The organism is Nocardiopsis terrae (assembly GCF_014651695.1).
Taxonomy (GTDB): domain Bacteria; phylum Actinomycetota; class Actinomycetes; order Streptosporangiales; family Streptosporangiaceae; genus Nocardiopsis; species Nocardiopsis terrae.
Map to the genome: position 1 here is coordinate 125,887 of NZ_BMXJ01000009.1, position 13,775 is coordinate 139,661.

Here is a 13,775-nt window from a genome sequence, read left to right on the forward strand (position 1 = left end):
CACACACGTACTCTCCAACAGGGCGTGGAGGCTCGGGGCACGATACGGGAGCGGCGGAGTGACAAGAAGAGCAAGACTGCGGTTCGGGGCGGTGGTGACGGGCATCGTGATGCTCTCTTCGCCATTGTTGTGGCCCGCGGCCCCAGCCTCCGCCGAACCCGTACCGGTCGACCCCTACGCCAACTGCCCGACCCTCATCTACTACACGGTCCCGGAAGCCTCGGGCGGGTTGTTCGAGATCGCCGAGACGGTCCTGGGAGACCCCGTCCGGGCATCGGAGATCTACGAGTACACCCAGGGCCGTGTCCAGCCGGACGGCGGCGCCCTCACCAGTGACCAGGAGCTACGGCCGGGCTGGCACCTGATCATGCCGTGGGACGCTGCGGGAGAAGGGGTTCTGGAAGGGCAGGACCCGTTGTGTGTGGCGGCCGTGGACGCGGCGCTGGCGCAGGGGTCGACCCCGCCAGCCCCGCCTGCCCCGCCCCCTAAGCCGGAGGAGGAGCCCTCGGAGTCACCGTCTCCGACGGCGGAACCGAGCGAGGAGGCCTCGGGCGGTTTCTTCACTCCGGGCTCCACCCGGCCGAACATCAACCCCAAGTACCTGGCCATCGGTCTGTCCGTGCTGGTGACCCTGACCGTCTTCGCGCTGTTCTGGCAACCCATCCTGCGTGGTGTCTCGTGGCCCTTCCGGAGGATCGCCGCCCTGCCCTGGCGGGTCCCGAAACCGCCCCGTTTCGTCAGGACTCTGCGGCGCGAACGGCGCCGCAGAGACGCCTCGGACGTGATCGCTGCGGACCGGGGCGCTGCCAAGCGGGCCAACATCGCCTTCGCTGAACTTCTGAGCGCCCCGGCTGAGGTCCCCGCGCGACCGGTGGCGGTGTTCACCGCGCCTCGGATGATCACCGTTCTGGTCCCCGCGAACTCCACACCCCCGGCCGCTTCCTGGCGGGTTCTGCGACCGACGGTGTGGCGGCACTCCCGAAGCAAGTCCGCGACCTCGGCCGTGCGGTTCAACACCACCACCCACACCGGCCTGGGCCTGGTCACCCAAGGTCTCCTCGTCAGCATGGGCATCATCGAGCGCCCCGTTGGGGGCGAGCAGGTCTTCGTGGACTTCATGCGGCTGAAAGGGCTGCTGACGATCGGCGGACACCAGAGGACAGCAGTGGAGGCGCTGGAGATAGCCGCCGACGGGCTACGCGAATGCGGGCTGGGGGTGCGGGAGCTGGAACGCGGCGAGCCGTTGCGTGCGGCCCTGCGCAAGGACCTCACGCCGCCCCCGGGCCTGGAACCCGCACCCATGAGCGGGCGGTCCGGCCTCCGCGAGATCCGCCGGGTGGTGCTGCTCCCGCGCCCGCTGCGGAGCGAGGACGAGGACGTGTTGCCGCTCCTGCCCGAGGACACGCTGGTCCTGGCGCAGGGGGAGTCCAGGTACGCGCACTGGCACTGGACCGTGACTGAGGACGGCGTCATGGACACCGGCCCGCTGGGGGTGACGGTCACGTTGCGCAGTTCACGGGCGCGAGAGCGCAAGCGAGCGGTCAGGCTGAGCGGGCAGCGGCCGCGCGACTCGACCGTAAGGGACAAGGCACGGGACCAGAATGAGCGGGGTAGGCGCGGCGATCCGGGACGACGTGATCCGAGGAGAGCCGCAGGCGATCATGCTTCCCGGCCCCGGCCAGGGCGGCCCCCGCAGGCTGCGGGGCAGAGCGGACCCGCGGGACGCCGGTAAAACTCCCGGCGGGATTGGGATCCCACGGCTTACCCGGAGAGCGTGCCGCGCAGTTCGCGCCAGCTCTGGCGTCGCATCAGGCGGACGGCGTGGTGCAGCCGGGATTTGACGGTGCCCTCCGGTACCGAGAGGTACCGGGAGATCGTCCGGATGTCGAGGTCGCGCAGGTAGTAGAGCTCGATCACCTGTCGGTGCCGGGGACCGAGGAGACCCATCACCGCGCGGGCGGTGACGCGGTCCAACACGTACCTGTCGTGTTCCTCGGCCACGGCCCGCTCCGCGAGGTTCGAGGACGTGTCACACAGGATCTCCTCGGGGCGGGCGCGGCGGGCCCGGTTGGTGTCGATCGCCAGGCGCCTGGCGACTGTGCGCAACCAGGGACCGAGGTCCTGGACGTCTCCGACCAGCTTGGGCCACGACCTCCAGGCGCGGACCATCACCTCCTGGGCCAGGTCCTCGGCGCCGTGTCGTCCGACGTCCGTGCGGGCCATGAGGAAGGCGACGAGTGTGTCGAAGTGCGCCAGAAACAAGTCGTGGAACTCAGGGCTGTCCGGCCTTTCGGAACTACCCTCAGCAGCCATCGAAAACCTCCGGGAGGCGGGGGGAAGATTCCGCGAAGGGAACCTGTCTTCCGGTACACACCTCCATGGGACATCGCTGGACGTCCCTTGGTTCTCACGCGTCCGGTGCCAAAAGACACGACTTCTGCGGCGGGGTGGGTTTCCACAGGCCATCCCGGTTTCCGGGGGGAACCGGGGAGGAGGAATGTGCCACCGATCACCCATGGCGCGCCCGTGGGGCCCGCCGGACGGACGACGGGTGTTCACCGGAGCGCGACCCTCGTGTGATCTGGGGGAGGGGCCGATCGACGTGTTGGTGGGGCCGTCAGCTGGCGTCGTCGGAGGGGACGCCGTCCTCGGGGGGCTCGGAGCCGTCAGTGCGCTCCTCCGCGTCCCCGCTGTCCTCTTCCTCCGGCTCGGGCTCGGGGCCGAAGACGAACCGCTGGCGGTCCTGGACGAGGATGGCGTGCCCGGTGTCGGTGACCGCCTCCACGTACGCGGAGAGGTCCTCACCGACCACGTCCATGGTCTCGGCGTCCAGCACCAACTGCGGGTCGCCCTCCTCGTTGGAGCGCAGGTCTCCGTAGATCAGGCCGCCGTGCGCGAAGGCCGGTGAGATCGAACCGGCCTCCTCCTCCAGACCCCAGCGGACCTCGCCCGCGACCAGGTCCACGGCGACGAACGTGGCCTCACCGCTGGCCTGCGGCAGCAGCAGGGTCGCGGTGTCGGTGTCGTAGAGGCTGCCCGGAGCCCCGGCCTCGTCGAACTTCCGGGAGACCGGGTTGGTCCCCGCCTCCTCCAGGGTCCACAGCGGGGTGCCGTCGGCGGCGTCGTGCGCGGACAGGATCGAGGGCGCCTCGGGCTGGGCCCAGCGCAGCAGGACCACGTCCGGTCCGGCCCCGTCCCCCTCACCGTCCTCCTCCTCGGCCTCTTCACCCTCGGGTTCGGGCGCCCGGAAGACACCGAGGACCTGCGGTACCGAGACCGGCGCGGTGGCGGGCAGGTCCAGCTCCTCGTCGTCCGCGCTCGCGGACCACAGGTGCTCTCCGGCCTCCTCGGGGTCCAGGGAGTGGGCGTGCAGGGCCGAATCGCCGGAGTCCAGCAGCACGGTGTCGTCCCAGACTGCCACCGGAACACCGAGGCGCCCGGCCTCCTGGCCGGCTTCGTCCGCGTCCTCCTCGGGCTCCTCGGCCCCGGTGTCCTCTTCGGTGCCGGTGCCCTCCGGGGCCTCCGGGTCCCCCTCGTCCTCGTCCTCCTCCGGCTCCGGCTCCGGCTCCGGCTCGAAGGTGTAGGACCACAACTCGCCGCCGTCGGTGTCCAGGACGGAGTAGTCGCCGTAGGGCTCCTCCGTGCTCCACTCGGCCGGGCGGCGCACCGCCACCCCGTCGAGGTAGGCGTCACCGGGTTCGTCCGGCTCCCAGCGGGTCTCACCGTCCGCTCCCAGGGCGAAGGGGGCGCCGTCACCGTCCGCCATGAGCAGGACGGTCTCACCCGCCGAGTCGACGTCGAACCCGCGGAAGCGCGCCTGCCCCTCCCAGAGGGTCTCGCCGGTGGCCGCGTCGTGCAGCAGGTGGCGGTCCTCGCCTCCGGAGCTGATCAGGAAGGCCCCGCCGACGGGGCTGATGCGCACGCCCAGGGGGTCGTCGAGGAGGTCGTGGACCTCGGCTCCGTCACCGTGCAGGTAGCGCAGGACGTCGCCCTCGATGCCGGGGGGTGCCTCGCCCGCGAAGGAGGTGGGGACCGGGGAGGGCTCCTCCTCGGGAGCGGGTGCGGGCGGTTCGGGGTCCTCGGTGCACCCCGCGACCAGCAGCACCGCAAGGCCACAGGTCAGGGCCTGGGGCACGCGTGAGCTGCGCATTGACGGTCTCTCCCCACGAAACGATGACGTTCACGGCAAATCCTAAGCCGGGAAACGGTCGGGTGGGTACACAGGGCCGACCACTCGTTACCGCTCTGTGTACGCGCCACCCGCGCTTTCAGGGGCCGGTTTCTGGTTCCACCTCGACGACCGTGGTGCCCCTCACCTCGAAGGCTGCCCTGCCGCCGGTCAGCTCGGCCAACCGGATCTCGAAGCCGGGCAGGTCGGCCTCGGGGAGCGCCACCTCGATGCGGACCCGGTCCTCGTAGGCGACCTCCCGGACTGTGAGGGAGGAGTCGCGCAGGTCGCTCTCCAGCCGCCCGCCCAGGACGTAGTCGGCGAACACGTCCACCACCAGCAGTTGACGGCGCTCCAGCAGCCCGAACTCCTCGACCGCGGCGGACACCGAGTTCCCGTAGGCGCGGATGAGGCCGCCCGCCCCGAGTTTGGTCCCGCCGAAGTAGCGGGTGACCACGGCGACGGTGTCGGTGATCCTGCGGTGGCGCAGTACCTCCAGCATGGGAACACCCGCGGTCCCGGCGGGTTCTCCGTCGTCGCTGGAGCGCTGCACCGCGCCGTCGTCGCCCAGCACGTAGGCGGTGCAGTTGTGGTTGGCGCCCCAGTGCTCCTTGCGGCGCGCGGCGATGAACGCGCGGGCGGCGTCCTCACTGTCCACTCTGGCCATGGCACAGATGAACCGGGACTTCCTGATCTCGGTCTCGTGTTCGCCGCCGCGTCTGATCGTTCGCATGTCGCCTGTTCAGCAGGGGTCGTGGTGGGCCGCACCAGTCTGCCATCCCGGCGGGGGCCGGGCTCTCCCGGAGCACAATGGGGACATGGACGACTCCACGATCGACGCCGCCCGGGCCCTCGGCGACCCCCTGCGGCGCAGGCTGTACAACTACGTCGCGGACTCGGGGGAGGAGGTCGGGCGGGGCCAGGCCGCAGAGGCGCTCGGAATCCAGCGCACGCTGGCCGCACACCACCTGGACCGGCTGGCGGAGGCGGGCCTGCTGGAGGTGGTCCGGCGCAAGGTGAGCGGCCGCGAGGGGCCGGGGTCGGGCCGGCCGGCCAAGCTGTACCGGCGTTCGGTGCACGAGGTCTCGATCCAGTTGCCGCCACGCGACTACGAACTGGCCGCCCGGGTGCTGGCCGAGGCGGTGGAACGGCACGGTGCGGAGGAGTCCCTGCACGCGGCGGCCCGGGAGGAGGGACGGCGGATCGGCGCGGCCACCGAGGCGGGGTCGGTGCTGGAACTGCTGCGTACGCGGGGTTACGAGCCCGAGGCCGGCCCCGAGGGGGAGGCGGACGGGTCCGGGTTCCGGCTGCGCAACTGCCCGTTCCACCGGCTGGCCCGGGACTTCCCGCCGCTGGCCTGCGGACTCAACCTGGAACTGGTGCGGGGCATGCTCGCCGCCCGCGCCGAGGCCCGGGGGGAGGAGGCCGCCGAGGCCCGGCTGGCCCCGGAATCCGGTCGGTGCTGCGTGGTCATTTCCAAAAACAATGATTCTTGACATAGAAACCGGGGTCATGGTGTCCTGACCCCATGAGCACCCCCTCACCCCACCCCTCGTTCCATCTCGCCCAGATCAACGTCGGCCTGCTCAAGGAGCCCCTGGACCAACCCTCGATGTCGGGGTTCACCGATCTCCTCGAACCGGTCAACGCCCTGGCCGACCGCTCCCCCGGCTTCGTGTGGCGGCTGGTCGAGGAGGGGGAGCCGGACGCGACGAAGATGCGGCCGTTCGGCACCGAGGTCCTGGTGAACCTCTCGGTGTGGGAGACGGTGGAGTCGCTGTGGGATTTCACCTACCGGACCGAGCACCTGGAGCTGTTGCGCCAGCGCAGGGACTGGTTCCACCGGTTCTCCGGCGCCCATCTGGCGCTGTGGTGGATTCCTGCTGGTACCGTCCCCACACCGGAGGAGGGCGGACAGCGCCTGGAAACCCTGCGCGCCAAGGGCCCCGGCCCCGATGCGTTCACGCTCAGGGACCCCTTCGACCCTCCGGCCACACCACAGTTCTCGCACCCGTAGTTATCTGACACACACTTTGGGTAACGTTGCGGGCATCCACAGCAACAAACACCCGGGAGTCCCGAGATGCGCATTACGCCAACGGCCGCCGGTCTGGCCCTGACCGCCCTTCTCGCCACCGGCTGCGCCCAGGGAACACCCTCCACCAACGACGGATCGGCCGCCACGGACAGCCCTGCGGCCCAGCCCACCACCGCCCCGAGCGTGACCGCCTCGACCTTCCTCCCCCCGGGGCAGGGCGCCGGGGCGGTCACCTACGACGAGACCGCCGTCCCCGAGGGCGCCACCGCGGACGTCCAGGTCCGTGTCCAGGAGGGCTCCACCTTCGTACAGTTCACCGGGACCGGTCTGGAGGCGGACCGGGACTTCGGCGCCCACGTGCACACCGACAGGTGCGGCGACGACCCCGGCGACGCCGGACCGCACTACCAGAACGAGGCCGACCCCGAGGCCGCGGAGGGCGAGCCCTCCAGCGACCCCGAGTACGCCAACCCCGAGAACGAGGTCTGGCTGGACATGACCACCGACGACAGCGGAAACGCCTTCGTCACCGCCACCGTCGACTGGGAGTTCCGCGAGGGCGAGGCGCAGTCCCTGGTCCTGCACGACGAGCACACCGCCACCCACGAGGGCCACGCGGGCAGCGCGGGCGACCGCCTGGCCTGCGTGACCGTCGAGTTCTAGGGGCCCGGCCCCGGGTCCCGGTGTCGGCGCGCGGGGCGCACGGGGCCGGAGAGGCACCGGAACTCAGTCCGGCAGGACCCGGCGCAGGACGACCTTCTCCGCGAGCGCCCAGGCGGTCGAGGCGAACAGGTAGAGCCCGGCCGCCAACGGTACGAACACGGCGACGGCGACCGTCGTGAACGGCATGTAGGACAGCGCCCCGAGCATCGGGGACCGCACCGGGCCGTTCCTCGTCATCGGCAGGACCACGTAACGGCGGTTGGCCCAGGCCACCAGGGCCAGCAGCGCGAGGAGTACGGCGAAGACGGGTGCGACGAGGACTCCTTCGGCGCTGGAGACGAGGGTGGAGCCCAGCTCGACGCCGCCGAAGGTGTGCGCGAGCAGCGGCTCCTCACCGGCGCCGGCACCGACGAACAGCCCGTACAGGGCGATGACCAGCGGGATCTGAGCCAGCCCCGGCAGGCAGCCGGCCAGCGGGGAGGTTCCCGCCTCGACGTAGACCCTGCGCTGTTCGGCGACCATCCGTTCCGGGTTCCCCCCGTGGCGTTCGGAGATCTCGGCCAGCCGGGGCGCGAGCCGGGCGCGCTGCTTCTCCGCCCGCACCTGGGCCACCCCCAACGGCAGCAGGAGGAGCCGGACGGCGACGGTCAGCGCGAGGACCGCCAGCCCGGCGGCCAGGGCTCCGGTGAGCGGGGTGAGTATGCCGGTCAGTGCGGCGAGAACAGCGGAGAGCAGGTTGATGGCGGCCGCGATCGGCCCGAGGGTGTACAAGGTGAGGCCCTTCGTCCGGATGGGGTGTTCAGACGTCGGGCCGCTCGGAGCCGCGGCGCGGCGGGGGCGTGTCGTGGGACACCGCCCCGGAGCGCGGGTCAGCGAGCGGCCGGAAGGGCCGCTCCCGGTGCCCTGGGACGCGGTCTGCCCGCCGCGTCGGGGTCACACAGGGTGAGGACCGGAAGCTTCCTCGATCTGCGGCGCATCGCGTGCGCCGTGCCGGTGGCGGTGTCACCGACCGGCCACGGGGCCGTGCCGCGCAGGGCCATCCAGGCCAGGGCCGCGCCGACCGCCACGACCAGGAGGGTCAGGGCCCCGCCCGGCATGCCGGGCAGCGGAAGGTCGGCGGGCAGGAAACCGAAGGTGAGGAACTCCAGGAACGGCAGCAGGTACTGCACGCGCGTCCTCCCTCCCCGTCCGGTGGAACCGATCGTACCCAGACGGCACCAAGCCGACAAAGTCCCCGTTCACCCCAGGGAGAAATCCGCCGACACTCCGCCGCCGGTCCCCTCCATTCACGTGATCCTGTAGCTAAATGACACAGAGTAGCCAACTCCGTACTCGGCGGCGCCTTCTGCGCCCGGCCGCGTCCTGAGTACCTGTGTCTTGAGGGCTCGTGTGAGCCCGGTGAAGAGGGGAATCCCGTGCCGATCCGCCCTGCGAACCTTGCCACCATGTCCGCCACCATCGCCGGAGCCATCTCGGGGATGTCGAGCAAGGAGGAGGAGACCGCGCCGGTCCGCGTCACCTTCGAGTCCGGACACGAGCAGACCGTGGAGAACGGCGGCTGCCGCGTCCTGGAGACCGGCCAGGGCGGGGTCGTCGAGATCGACGGCGAGTCCCGGTTCGCCCTCTTCGCGGGCACCAGCTGTCAGGGCAGCCGCACCCTGGCCTCCGGGAACGGCTCCGTGCGCTTCGGCACCCCGGTCCTGGCCGGGGCCATCGTCATCGGCTGAACCGGCCCGCGGCCGCCGGCGCGGACACGGTGCCTGTTTCCCGCCCTCAGAGCCCCGGTTCCCGGGGCACGCTCTCGAGGGTGTCGCCGCGCGAACGGAGGACCTCGCCCGCGGCCGCGTGGCCCAGAGCGAGGCGGCGGTCGGCGGGCAGGCCCTTCAGCAGGCCGGACAGGTACCCGGCGGCGAAGGCGTCGCCCGCACCGACCTCCTCCACGACCTCGACCGGCGGAGCGGGCACGAAGACCGTCTCCGCCCCGTCGAAGCACGTCGCCCCGTGCGCGGCGTCCTTGACCACCAGGGTCGGCACCTCCGGAAGGACCGCGCGGACGTCCTCCGCGGCGGGGGTGCCCCACAGGCGTTCGGCCTCGTCACGGCCGACGAACACCACGTCGGCCCGGCGCGCCAGGTCCAGCAGCACCGGCCCGGCCTCGCGTGCGGCCCACAGGGCGGGCCGGTGGTTGACGTCGAAGGAACGCAGCGCGCCGTTGCCGGAGCGCCGGTCGAGCAGGTACTCGACCAGGGTGGCGCAGCGGGCGGACAGCGCCGGGGTGATCCCGGACAGGTGCACCAGTCGAGGACCCCGGGACCACACCTTCTCCGCGTCCGCGGCGGACATCGTCGAGGCCGCCGACCCCCGCCGGTAGTACAGGACCCCCGCCCCTCCGGGTGCGGTGTCCTTCACGTACAGGCCGGTGGGGTGTTCGGGGTCCACCTCCACCCCGCGCACGTCGACCCCGCTGCGGGCGACGGCGCCGGTGACGATCCGGCCGAAGGGGTCGTCGCCGACCCGGCTCACCCAGGCGGCGCGGTGTCCGAGCCGGGCCAGCGCCACGGCGGTGTTCGACTCCGCCCCGCCGGTGCCCACGCTCAGCCGACTCCCCTCCGCCAGGGCCTCGGGTGAGGTGAGCACGGCCATGGTCTCGCCGACGCAGACCGCGTCGATCCCGCTCATCGGCGGCTCCTGCGAATCGACCGGCCGGGCAGGCGGTCGGTGCGCCTGCCGTCCCGGAGGGTGAACTCACCGGCGAGCATGACGTGTTCGACGCCCACCGGGGTGCGGCGCGGGTCCTCGTAGGTGGCCCGGGCGTCCACGGTGTCGGGGTCGAACACGACGAGGTCGGCGACGGCGCCGAGCTGGATGGACCCCCGGTCGGTGAGGCCGAGCCGTTGGGCGGGGCGCGAGGTCAGGTGGCGGACGCACTCCTCCAGGCTGAGGATGCCGAGTTCGCGCACGTAGTGGCCCAGGTAGCGGGGGAAGGTGCCCCAGCCCCGGGGGTGCGGCCGGTCGCCGACGAGGATGCCGTCGCTCCCGGCGGTATGGGCGCTGTGCCGCATGATCGCGCGGATGTTCTCCTCGTTGCCGACCTGGAGGAGGCAGCCGCTGCGGAGTTCGTCGGCGACCAGCAGGTCGGCGTACACCCGTCCCGGGGCCTCACCGCGCTGTTCGGCGAGGTCGGCGATGGAGGAGCCCACGGCCCAGGAGAGCCCGGGGTCCGCGGTCCCGGTGACGACGAGGGTGCTCCAGTCCATCGGGATGCCGTGGTTGCCGTCGGTGCCCTCCGCCTCGATCTCGTGCAGGATGCGGGCCCGGGTGTCGGGGTCGCGCAGGCGGTCGAGCGCGGCGGCGGTCCCGCCCTCCTGGGACCAGCTCGGCAGCGGGGCACCGAGGTAGGTGGCGCTGGCCCGGTAGGGGTAGCTGTCGAGGGTGACGTCGAGGCCGTACCGGACGGTGGCCTCGTCGATGGCGTCGAGGACCTCGGGGGCCCGACCCCGGTTCTGCGGGAAGTTGACGTGGCAGTGCGCGAGGTGGAGGGGCACGTGGGCGCGGCGGGCCACGTCCAGGCACTCCTGGTAGGACTCCACGACCCTGGAGCCGTAGTTGCGGTGGTGGGGACAGTAGTAGCCGCCCGCCGCGCGGACGGGTTCGAGGAGGGCGACGATCTCGTCGTCGTCGGCGTACATGCCGGGGGTGTAGGTCAGGCCGGAGGAGAGCCCGTGCGCGCCGTCGGCCATGCCCCGGGCGACGAGGGCGCGCATGCGGTCGACCTCGGATTCCGTGGCGGGCCGGTCGTCGTTGCCCACCACCGCCATCCGGACGTTGCCCTGGGGGACGAGGTAGGCGGCGTTGGTCGGGGAGCCGCGGTCGATCCGGTCGAGGTACTCGCCGACCGTGCGCCAGGAGTGGTCGAGTTCCGGTGTCCCGTTCCAGGCGGCGATCTGTTCGCGGACGGGTTCGACGGTGCCGTCGGTGACGGGGGCGTAGCCGAGCCCGTCCTGGCCCAGCACCTCCAGGGTGACGCCCTGACAGACCTTGGCCTCGTGGGCGGGGTCGGCGAGCAGGGCGAGGTCGGAGTGGGCGTGCATGTCGATGAACCCGGGGGATACCGCGAGCCCGGTCACGTCGATCACGTTTCCGGTGGTTCTGGCGCTTCCCGGCGGGACGATATGGCTGATGCGGCCGTTGCGCAGGACGAGGTCGGCGAGGCGGGAGGGGCCGCCGCTGCCGTCGATCACCCGTCCTCCGGCGAGTACGGTCTCGGGCTGCACTGTTCCTCCGTTCGGGGTCCCCGGCGCCCGGTGCGGCGAGACTTCCGCCGACGTGCCGGTGTGGCCCAAGATACGCTGCGCGAAAGAAAATTGGTAACTTTGTTGCCAGTAAATGTGTTCCGCCGCCGGTGGATCAGCACGGGCACCGGCACGCGCAGGTGCACACCAGACCCGACCGAAGGAGTCACATGTCCAAGAAGGCGGTCCGGACCGACAGGGCCCCCGCTCCGGCCGGGGCCTACAGCCAGGGCGTCGTGGCGGGCGGGTTCCTGTACACGGCCGGGTTCGGTCCCCAGGACCCCGAGACCGGGCGGGTCGCGCCGACCGTGGGTGAACAGACCGCCCAGGTACTGGCCAACGTCTCCGCCGTACTCGCCGAACACGGCCTCACCCTCGACGACGTCGTCAAGGCCACCGTCCACCTGGAGAACCTCAAGGCGGACTTCCCGGAGTTCAACGCCGTCTACGAACAGCACTTCACCGCCCCCTACCCGGTGCGGACCACCGTGGGCTCGGACCTGGCGAACATCCTCGTCGAAATCGACGTCGTCGCCAAGCTCCGCGACTGACGACACTCCGGACCCCTGACGGACCGGCCGCTCCGACAAGCGGTTGCACCGGGGCGGCCGGTCCCCCTGACCACTACCTACCCGAGACGGCGCGCCCTGACCACCAGGTCGTGCACGGTGTGGGTGGTGCCGTCCAGGGTCTGCTCCCCCGGCCGGGCCTCGTCGACGAGCACCTCCCACTCCCCCTCGGCGAGCGCGGCGACCACCTCCCCACCCCCGTAGAACAGCTCGGGGTCCGGCGGACGCGGCACCCCCCTCTCCAGGTCGCTGGGGTGGTGCGCGACCACCAGGAGCTCACCGCCGGGCGCCACCGCGGCGGCCAGGCCCGCGAACAACCGCGCCCGGGGTTCCGGGCGGAGGTGCATGAACTGGGCCGTGACCAGGTCGAACCCGGGCGTCGGCGGAGACCACCGGGTCACGTCCGCCTCCAGCCAGGTAATCCGTTCCGCGACGTCCGGCGCCCGCTCGGCGGCGTGCGCCGCGGCCCGGTCCAGCGCCACGAACGAGATGTCGACCGCGGTCACCCGCCATCCCCGTTCGGCCAACCACAGCGCGTCCGCGCCCTCGCCGCTGCCGACGTCCAGCGCCCTCCCCGGGGACAGCCCCCCGGCCTCCGCCACCAGGTGCCGGTTGGGCCTCCCGCTCCAGATCCGCTCACCGGAGCGGTACCGCTCGTTCCAGAAGTCCTCGCCCATCTCCTCGGGCAGGGACTCGTGTTCGTGGGTCATGTGCCGTCCACCTCCGCCTCTCACTCTGCTCAGTGGCGGCGGGCCGAGCGAGCTCCCTTGCCGGAACGGCAAAAAGCGAGGCATCCGCCCTGGGACTCAGGAAAAACCCGGAACAACACATCCGCCACATGTCATCCCATTGACCGTCCATACCCCCACGAGAACAGCTCATAGAGGTCCACATGATCATCTGGAACGGCTGGGGAATTCTCGTCGTCCTCATCACGGCGGTCTTCACCGTCCCCCTCGGCTTCCTCGCAGCCGAAGTCCTGGGCAGCGACTCCGCGGGCCTCGGCGCGGGCGCGGGCCTCGTCCTCGGCGCCGTGGGCGTCTACTTCGCCGGCAGGAAGCTGAACGCGCCCAGGCAGGGCTTCCACCCCGCCACCGGCCAGCCGGTGGAGTACCGCAACGCGCACACGTTCTTCTTCGTGCCGATGCAGTACTGGGCGTTCGTCCTGCCGATCGGCGGCGTCGCCGCGGCGATCAGCGCCCTGCCGCTCTAGGACCCCCGAAGGGACCGGGACGCCTCGTCCCGCAGGGCCCCGCCCCTCTCCCGCCCCGGGAGGGCCGGGGCCCTCACGTTCGGCGGCCGCCCGTCCCAGGAGGGGCGGCCGGGCCCGGGACCGGCCCGAGGCCCGGGCGCCCTACTCAGGGGGGTCGAAGTCCTTGAGGCACAGTTCCAACAGGGCCAGCACCCGCTCCTTGAGCTGCTCGCGGTCGTGCGCACGCAGGGCGGTCGCACCCTCCACCCGCCGGACCCGGCCCACCCCCATCAGCACGGCGGCGACCAGGGAGGCGTGCACACGCGCGTCCCTGCCGCCCAGGTAGGCGGCGAGGGGCTCGATCAACGCGCTCTTGAGCCGCCCCTGGTAGACCGCCTGGAGGTCGGGGTCGCCGGCCGAGTCGTCCAGCGACAGCTGGAGCGGGCTCCCCTCGCCGTGCAGCCGGCTGACCGAGTGTTCGGCCAACCGCTCCGTCAGCCCCTCCGGCGGCCCCTCCTCGATCAGTCTGGGGAAGACGCCGTCCTCGCGCAGGATCTCGGTGAGCAGTCCGGCCTTGGACCCGAAGTAGCGGTTGATCAGGGCGACGTTCACCCCCGCGTGCGAAGCGATCTTGCGGGAGGAGACCGCCCCGTACCCCTCGCTGGTGAACAGCACCTTCGCGCTGGCGAGAATTCGTTCCCTGGTCGCCTCACGGCCACGCACCGGCGCCCCGGCACCGCCTCCGGTCCTGTCCGGACGGTCCATCTGCACACCCCTTGGTGGCCGCGGTCTGGCTTTCAGGTTTCCAGGTTGGCACCTCGGTGCACCCGGCGCATACCGGAAGGGGCGTAGA

At 71.8% G+C, this 13,775-nt stretch carries 16 protein-coding genes; 7 read left to right on the forward strand and 9 right to left on the reverse strand.

The genetic code is table 11. The annotated features are described in order from the left end of the window. The first annotated feature begins 58 nt into the window (after window positions 1–58). Entirely contained in the window at window positions 59–1,732 is a 1,674-nt protein-coding gene (locus tag IE195_RS23840) for a hypothetical protein (protein WP_191275491.1), read from the forward strand. 29 nt (window positions 1,733–1,761) lie between these two features. Here the strand turns inward: IE195_RS23840 and IE195_RS23845 are convergent, their stop codons facing one another. The 3 genes from IE195_RS23845 to IE195_RS23855 all read right to left on the reverse strand — a co-directional run bounded on the left by IE195_RS23845 (window position 1,762) and on the right by IE195_RS23855 (window position 4,901). Further along, window positions 1,762–2,262 (reverse strand): sigma-70 family RNA polymerase sigma factor, encoded by a 501-nt coding sequence (locus tag IE195_RS23845; RefSeq protein ID WP_229826412.1) that lies wholly within the window; start codon window positions 2,260–2,262, stop codon window positions 1,762–1,764. Window positions 2,263–2,617: 355 nt separating this feature from the next. Next, window positions 2,618–4,150: an outer membrane protein assembly factor BamB family protein gene (locus tag IE195_RS23850; RefSeq protein WP_191275495.1), complete on the reverse strand. Its 1,533-nt coding sequence runs from the start codon at window positions 4,148–4,150 to the stop codon at window positions 2,618–2,620. 118 nt (window positions 4,151–4,268) lie between these two features. Beyond that, window positions 4,269–4,901: a YigZ family protein gene (locus IE195_RS23855; protein ID WP_191275497.1), complete on the reverse strand. Its 633-nt coding sequence runs from the start codon at window positions 4,899–4,901 to the stop codon at window positions 4,269–4,271. An 85-nt stretch (window positions 4,902–4,986) separates the two neighbouring features. Between IE195_RS23855 and IE195_RS23860 the strand changes: the two genes are divergently transcribed. The 3 genes from IE195_RS23860 (at window position 4,987) to IE195_RS23870 (ending at window position 6,869) form a co-directional block, all read left to right on the forward strand. After that, window positions 4,987–5,664: a helix-turn-helix transcriptional regulator gene (locus tag IE195_RS23860; RefSeq protein ID WP_191275499.1), complete on the forward strand. Its 678-nt coding sequence runs from the start codon at window positions 4,987–4,989 to the stop codon at window positions 5,662–5,664. Window positions 5,665–5,696: 32 nt separating this feature from the next. After that, on the forward strand, window positions 5,697–6,185 hold the full coding sequence (locus IE195_RS23865) for a DUF3291 domain-containing protein (RefSeq protein WP_191275501.1): 489 nt from the start codon (window positions 5,697–5,699) through the stop codon (window positions 6,183–6,185). Window positions 6,186–6,251: 66 nt separating this feature from the next. Further along, window positions 6,252–6,869, forward strand: a complete 618-nt coding sequence (locus IE195_RS23870) for a superoxide dismutase family protein (protein WP_191275503.1) — start codon at window positions 6,252–6,254, stop codon at window positions 6,867–6,869. A 63-nt stretch (window positions 6,870–6,932) separates the two neighbouring features. Here IE195_RS23870 and IE195_RS23875 read toward each other — a convergent pair whose 3' ends face one another. Together IE195_RS23875 and IE195_RS23880 are read right to left on the reverse strand one after the other, a co-directional pair. Next, window positions 6,933–7,640, reverse strand: a complete 708-nt coding sequence (locus IE195_RS23875; protein ID WP_191275505.1) for a YidC/Oxa1 family membrane protein insertase — start codon at window positions 7,638–7,640, stop codon at window positions 6,933–6,935. A gap of 98 nt (window positions 7,641–7,738) precedes the next feature. After that, window positions 7,739–8,038 (reverse strand): DUF6412 domain-containing protein, encoded by a 300-nt coding sequence (locus IE195_RS23880; RefSeq protein WP_191275507.1) that lies wholly within the window; start codon window positions 8,036–8,038, stop codon window positions 7,739–7,741. 246 nt (window positions 8,039–8,284) lie between these two features. On the opposite strand from IE195_RS23880, the gene IE195_RS23885 reads away from it, so the two are divergent. Continuing rightward, entirely contained in the window at window positions 8,285–8,596 is a 312-nt protein-coding gene (locus IE195_RS23885) for a hypothetical protein (RefSeq protein ID WP_191275509.1), read from the forward strand. Window positions 8,597–8,642: 46 nt separating this feature from the next. Here IE195_RS23885 and IE195_RS23890 read toward each other — a convergent pair whose 3' ends face one another. Together IE195_RS23890 and IE195_RS23895 are read right to left on the reverse strand one after the other, a co-directional pair. Continuing rightward, window positions 8,643–9,548, reverse strand: a complete 906-nt coding sequence (locus tag IE195_RS23890) for a sugar kinase (RefSeq protein ID WP_191275511.1) — start codon at window positions 9,546–9,548, stop codon at window positions 8,643–8,645. Then, window positions 9,545–11,143 carry an N-acyl-D-amino-acid deacylase family protein gene (locus IE195_RS23895; RefSeq protein ID WP_191275513.1) on the reverse strand — a complete coding sequence of 533 codons (1,599 nt, stop codon included), beginning with the start codon at window positions 11,141–11,143 and terminating at the stop codon, window positions 9,545–9,547. The genes IE195_RS23890 and IE195_RS23895 overlap by 4 nt, the downstream gene beginning before the upstream one ends. A gap of 188 nt (window positions 11,144–11,331) precedes the next feature. Here IE195_RS23895 and IE195_RS23900 point away from each other — a divergent pair, with 188 nt between their 5' ends. Then, window positions 11,332–11,712: a RidA family protein gene (locus IE195_RS23900; protein WP_191275515.1), complete on the forward strand. Its 381-nt coding sequence runs from the start codon at window positions 11,332–11,334 to the stop codon at window positions 11,710–11,712. A 77-nt stretch (window positions 11,713–11,789) separates the two neighbouring features. Here IE195_RS23900 and IE195_RS23905 read toward each other — a convergent pair whose 3' ends face one another. After that, the gene (locus IE195_RS23905; protein WP_191275517.1) at window positions 11,790–12,440 is read right to left on the reverse strand and encodes an SAM-dependent methyltransferase; all 651 of its coding nucleotides are present in this window, start codon (window positions 12,438–12,440) and stop codon (window positions 11,790–11,792) included. Between the two features lie 182 nt (window positions 12,441–12,622). Here IE195_RS23905 and IE195_RS23910 point away from each other — a divergent pair, with 182 nt between their 5' ends. Beyond that, window positions 12,623–12,943, forward strand: coding sequence for a hypothetical protein (locus IE195_RS23910; protein ID WP_191275519.1), 321 nt, complete (start codon window positions 12,623–12,625; stop codon window positions 12,941–12,943). A gap of 141 nt (window positions 12,944–13,084) precedes the next feature. On the opposite strand, the gene IE195_RS23915 is transcribed toward IE195_RS23910, so the two are convergent. After that, the gene (locus tag IE195_RS23915) at window positions 13,085–13,687 is read right to left on the reverse strand and encodes a TetR/AcrR family transcriptional regulator (RefSeq protein WP_191275521.1); all 603 of its coding nucleotides are present in this window, start codon (window positions 13,685–13,687) and stop codon (window positions 13,085–13,087) included. Window positions 13,688–13,775: the final 88 nt, after the last annotated feature.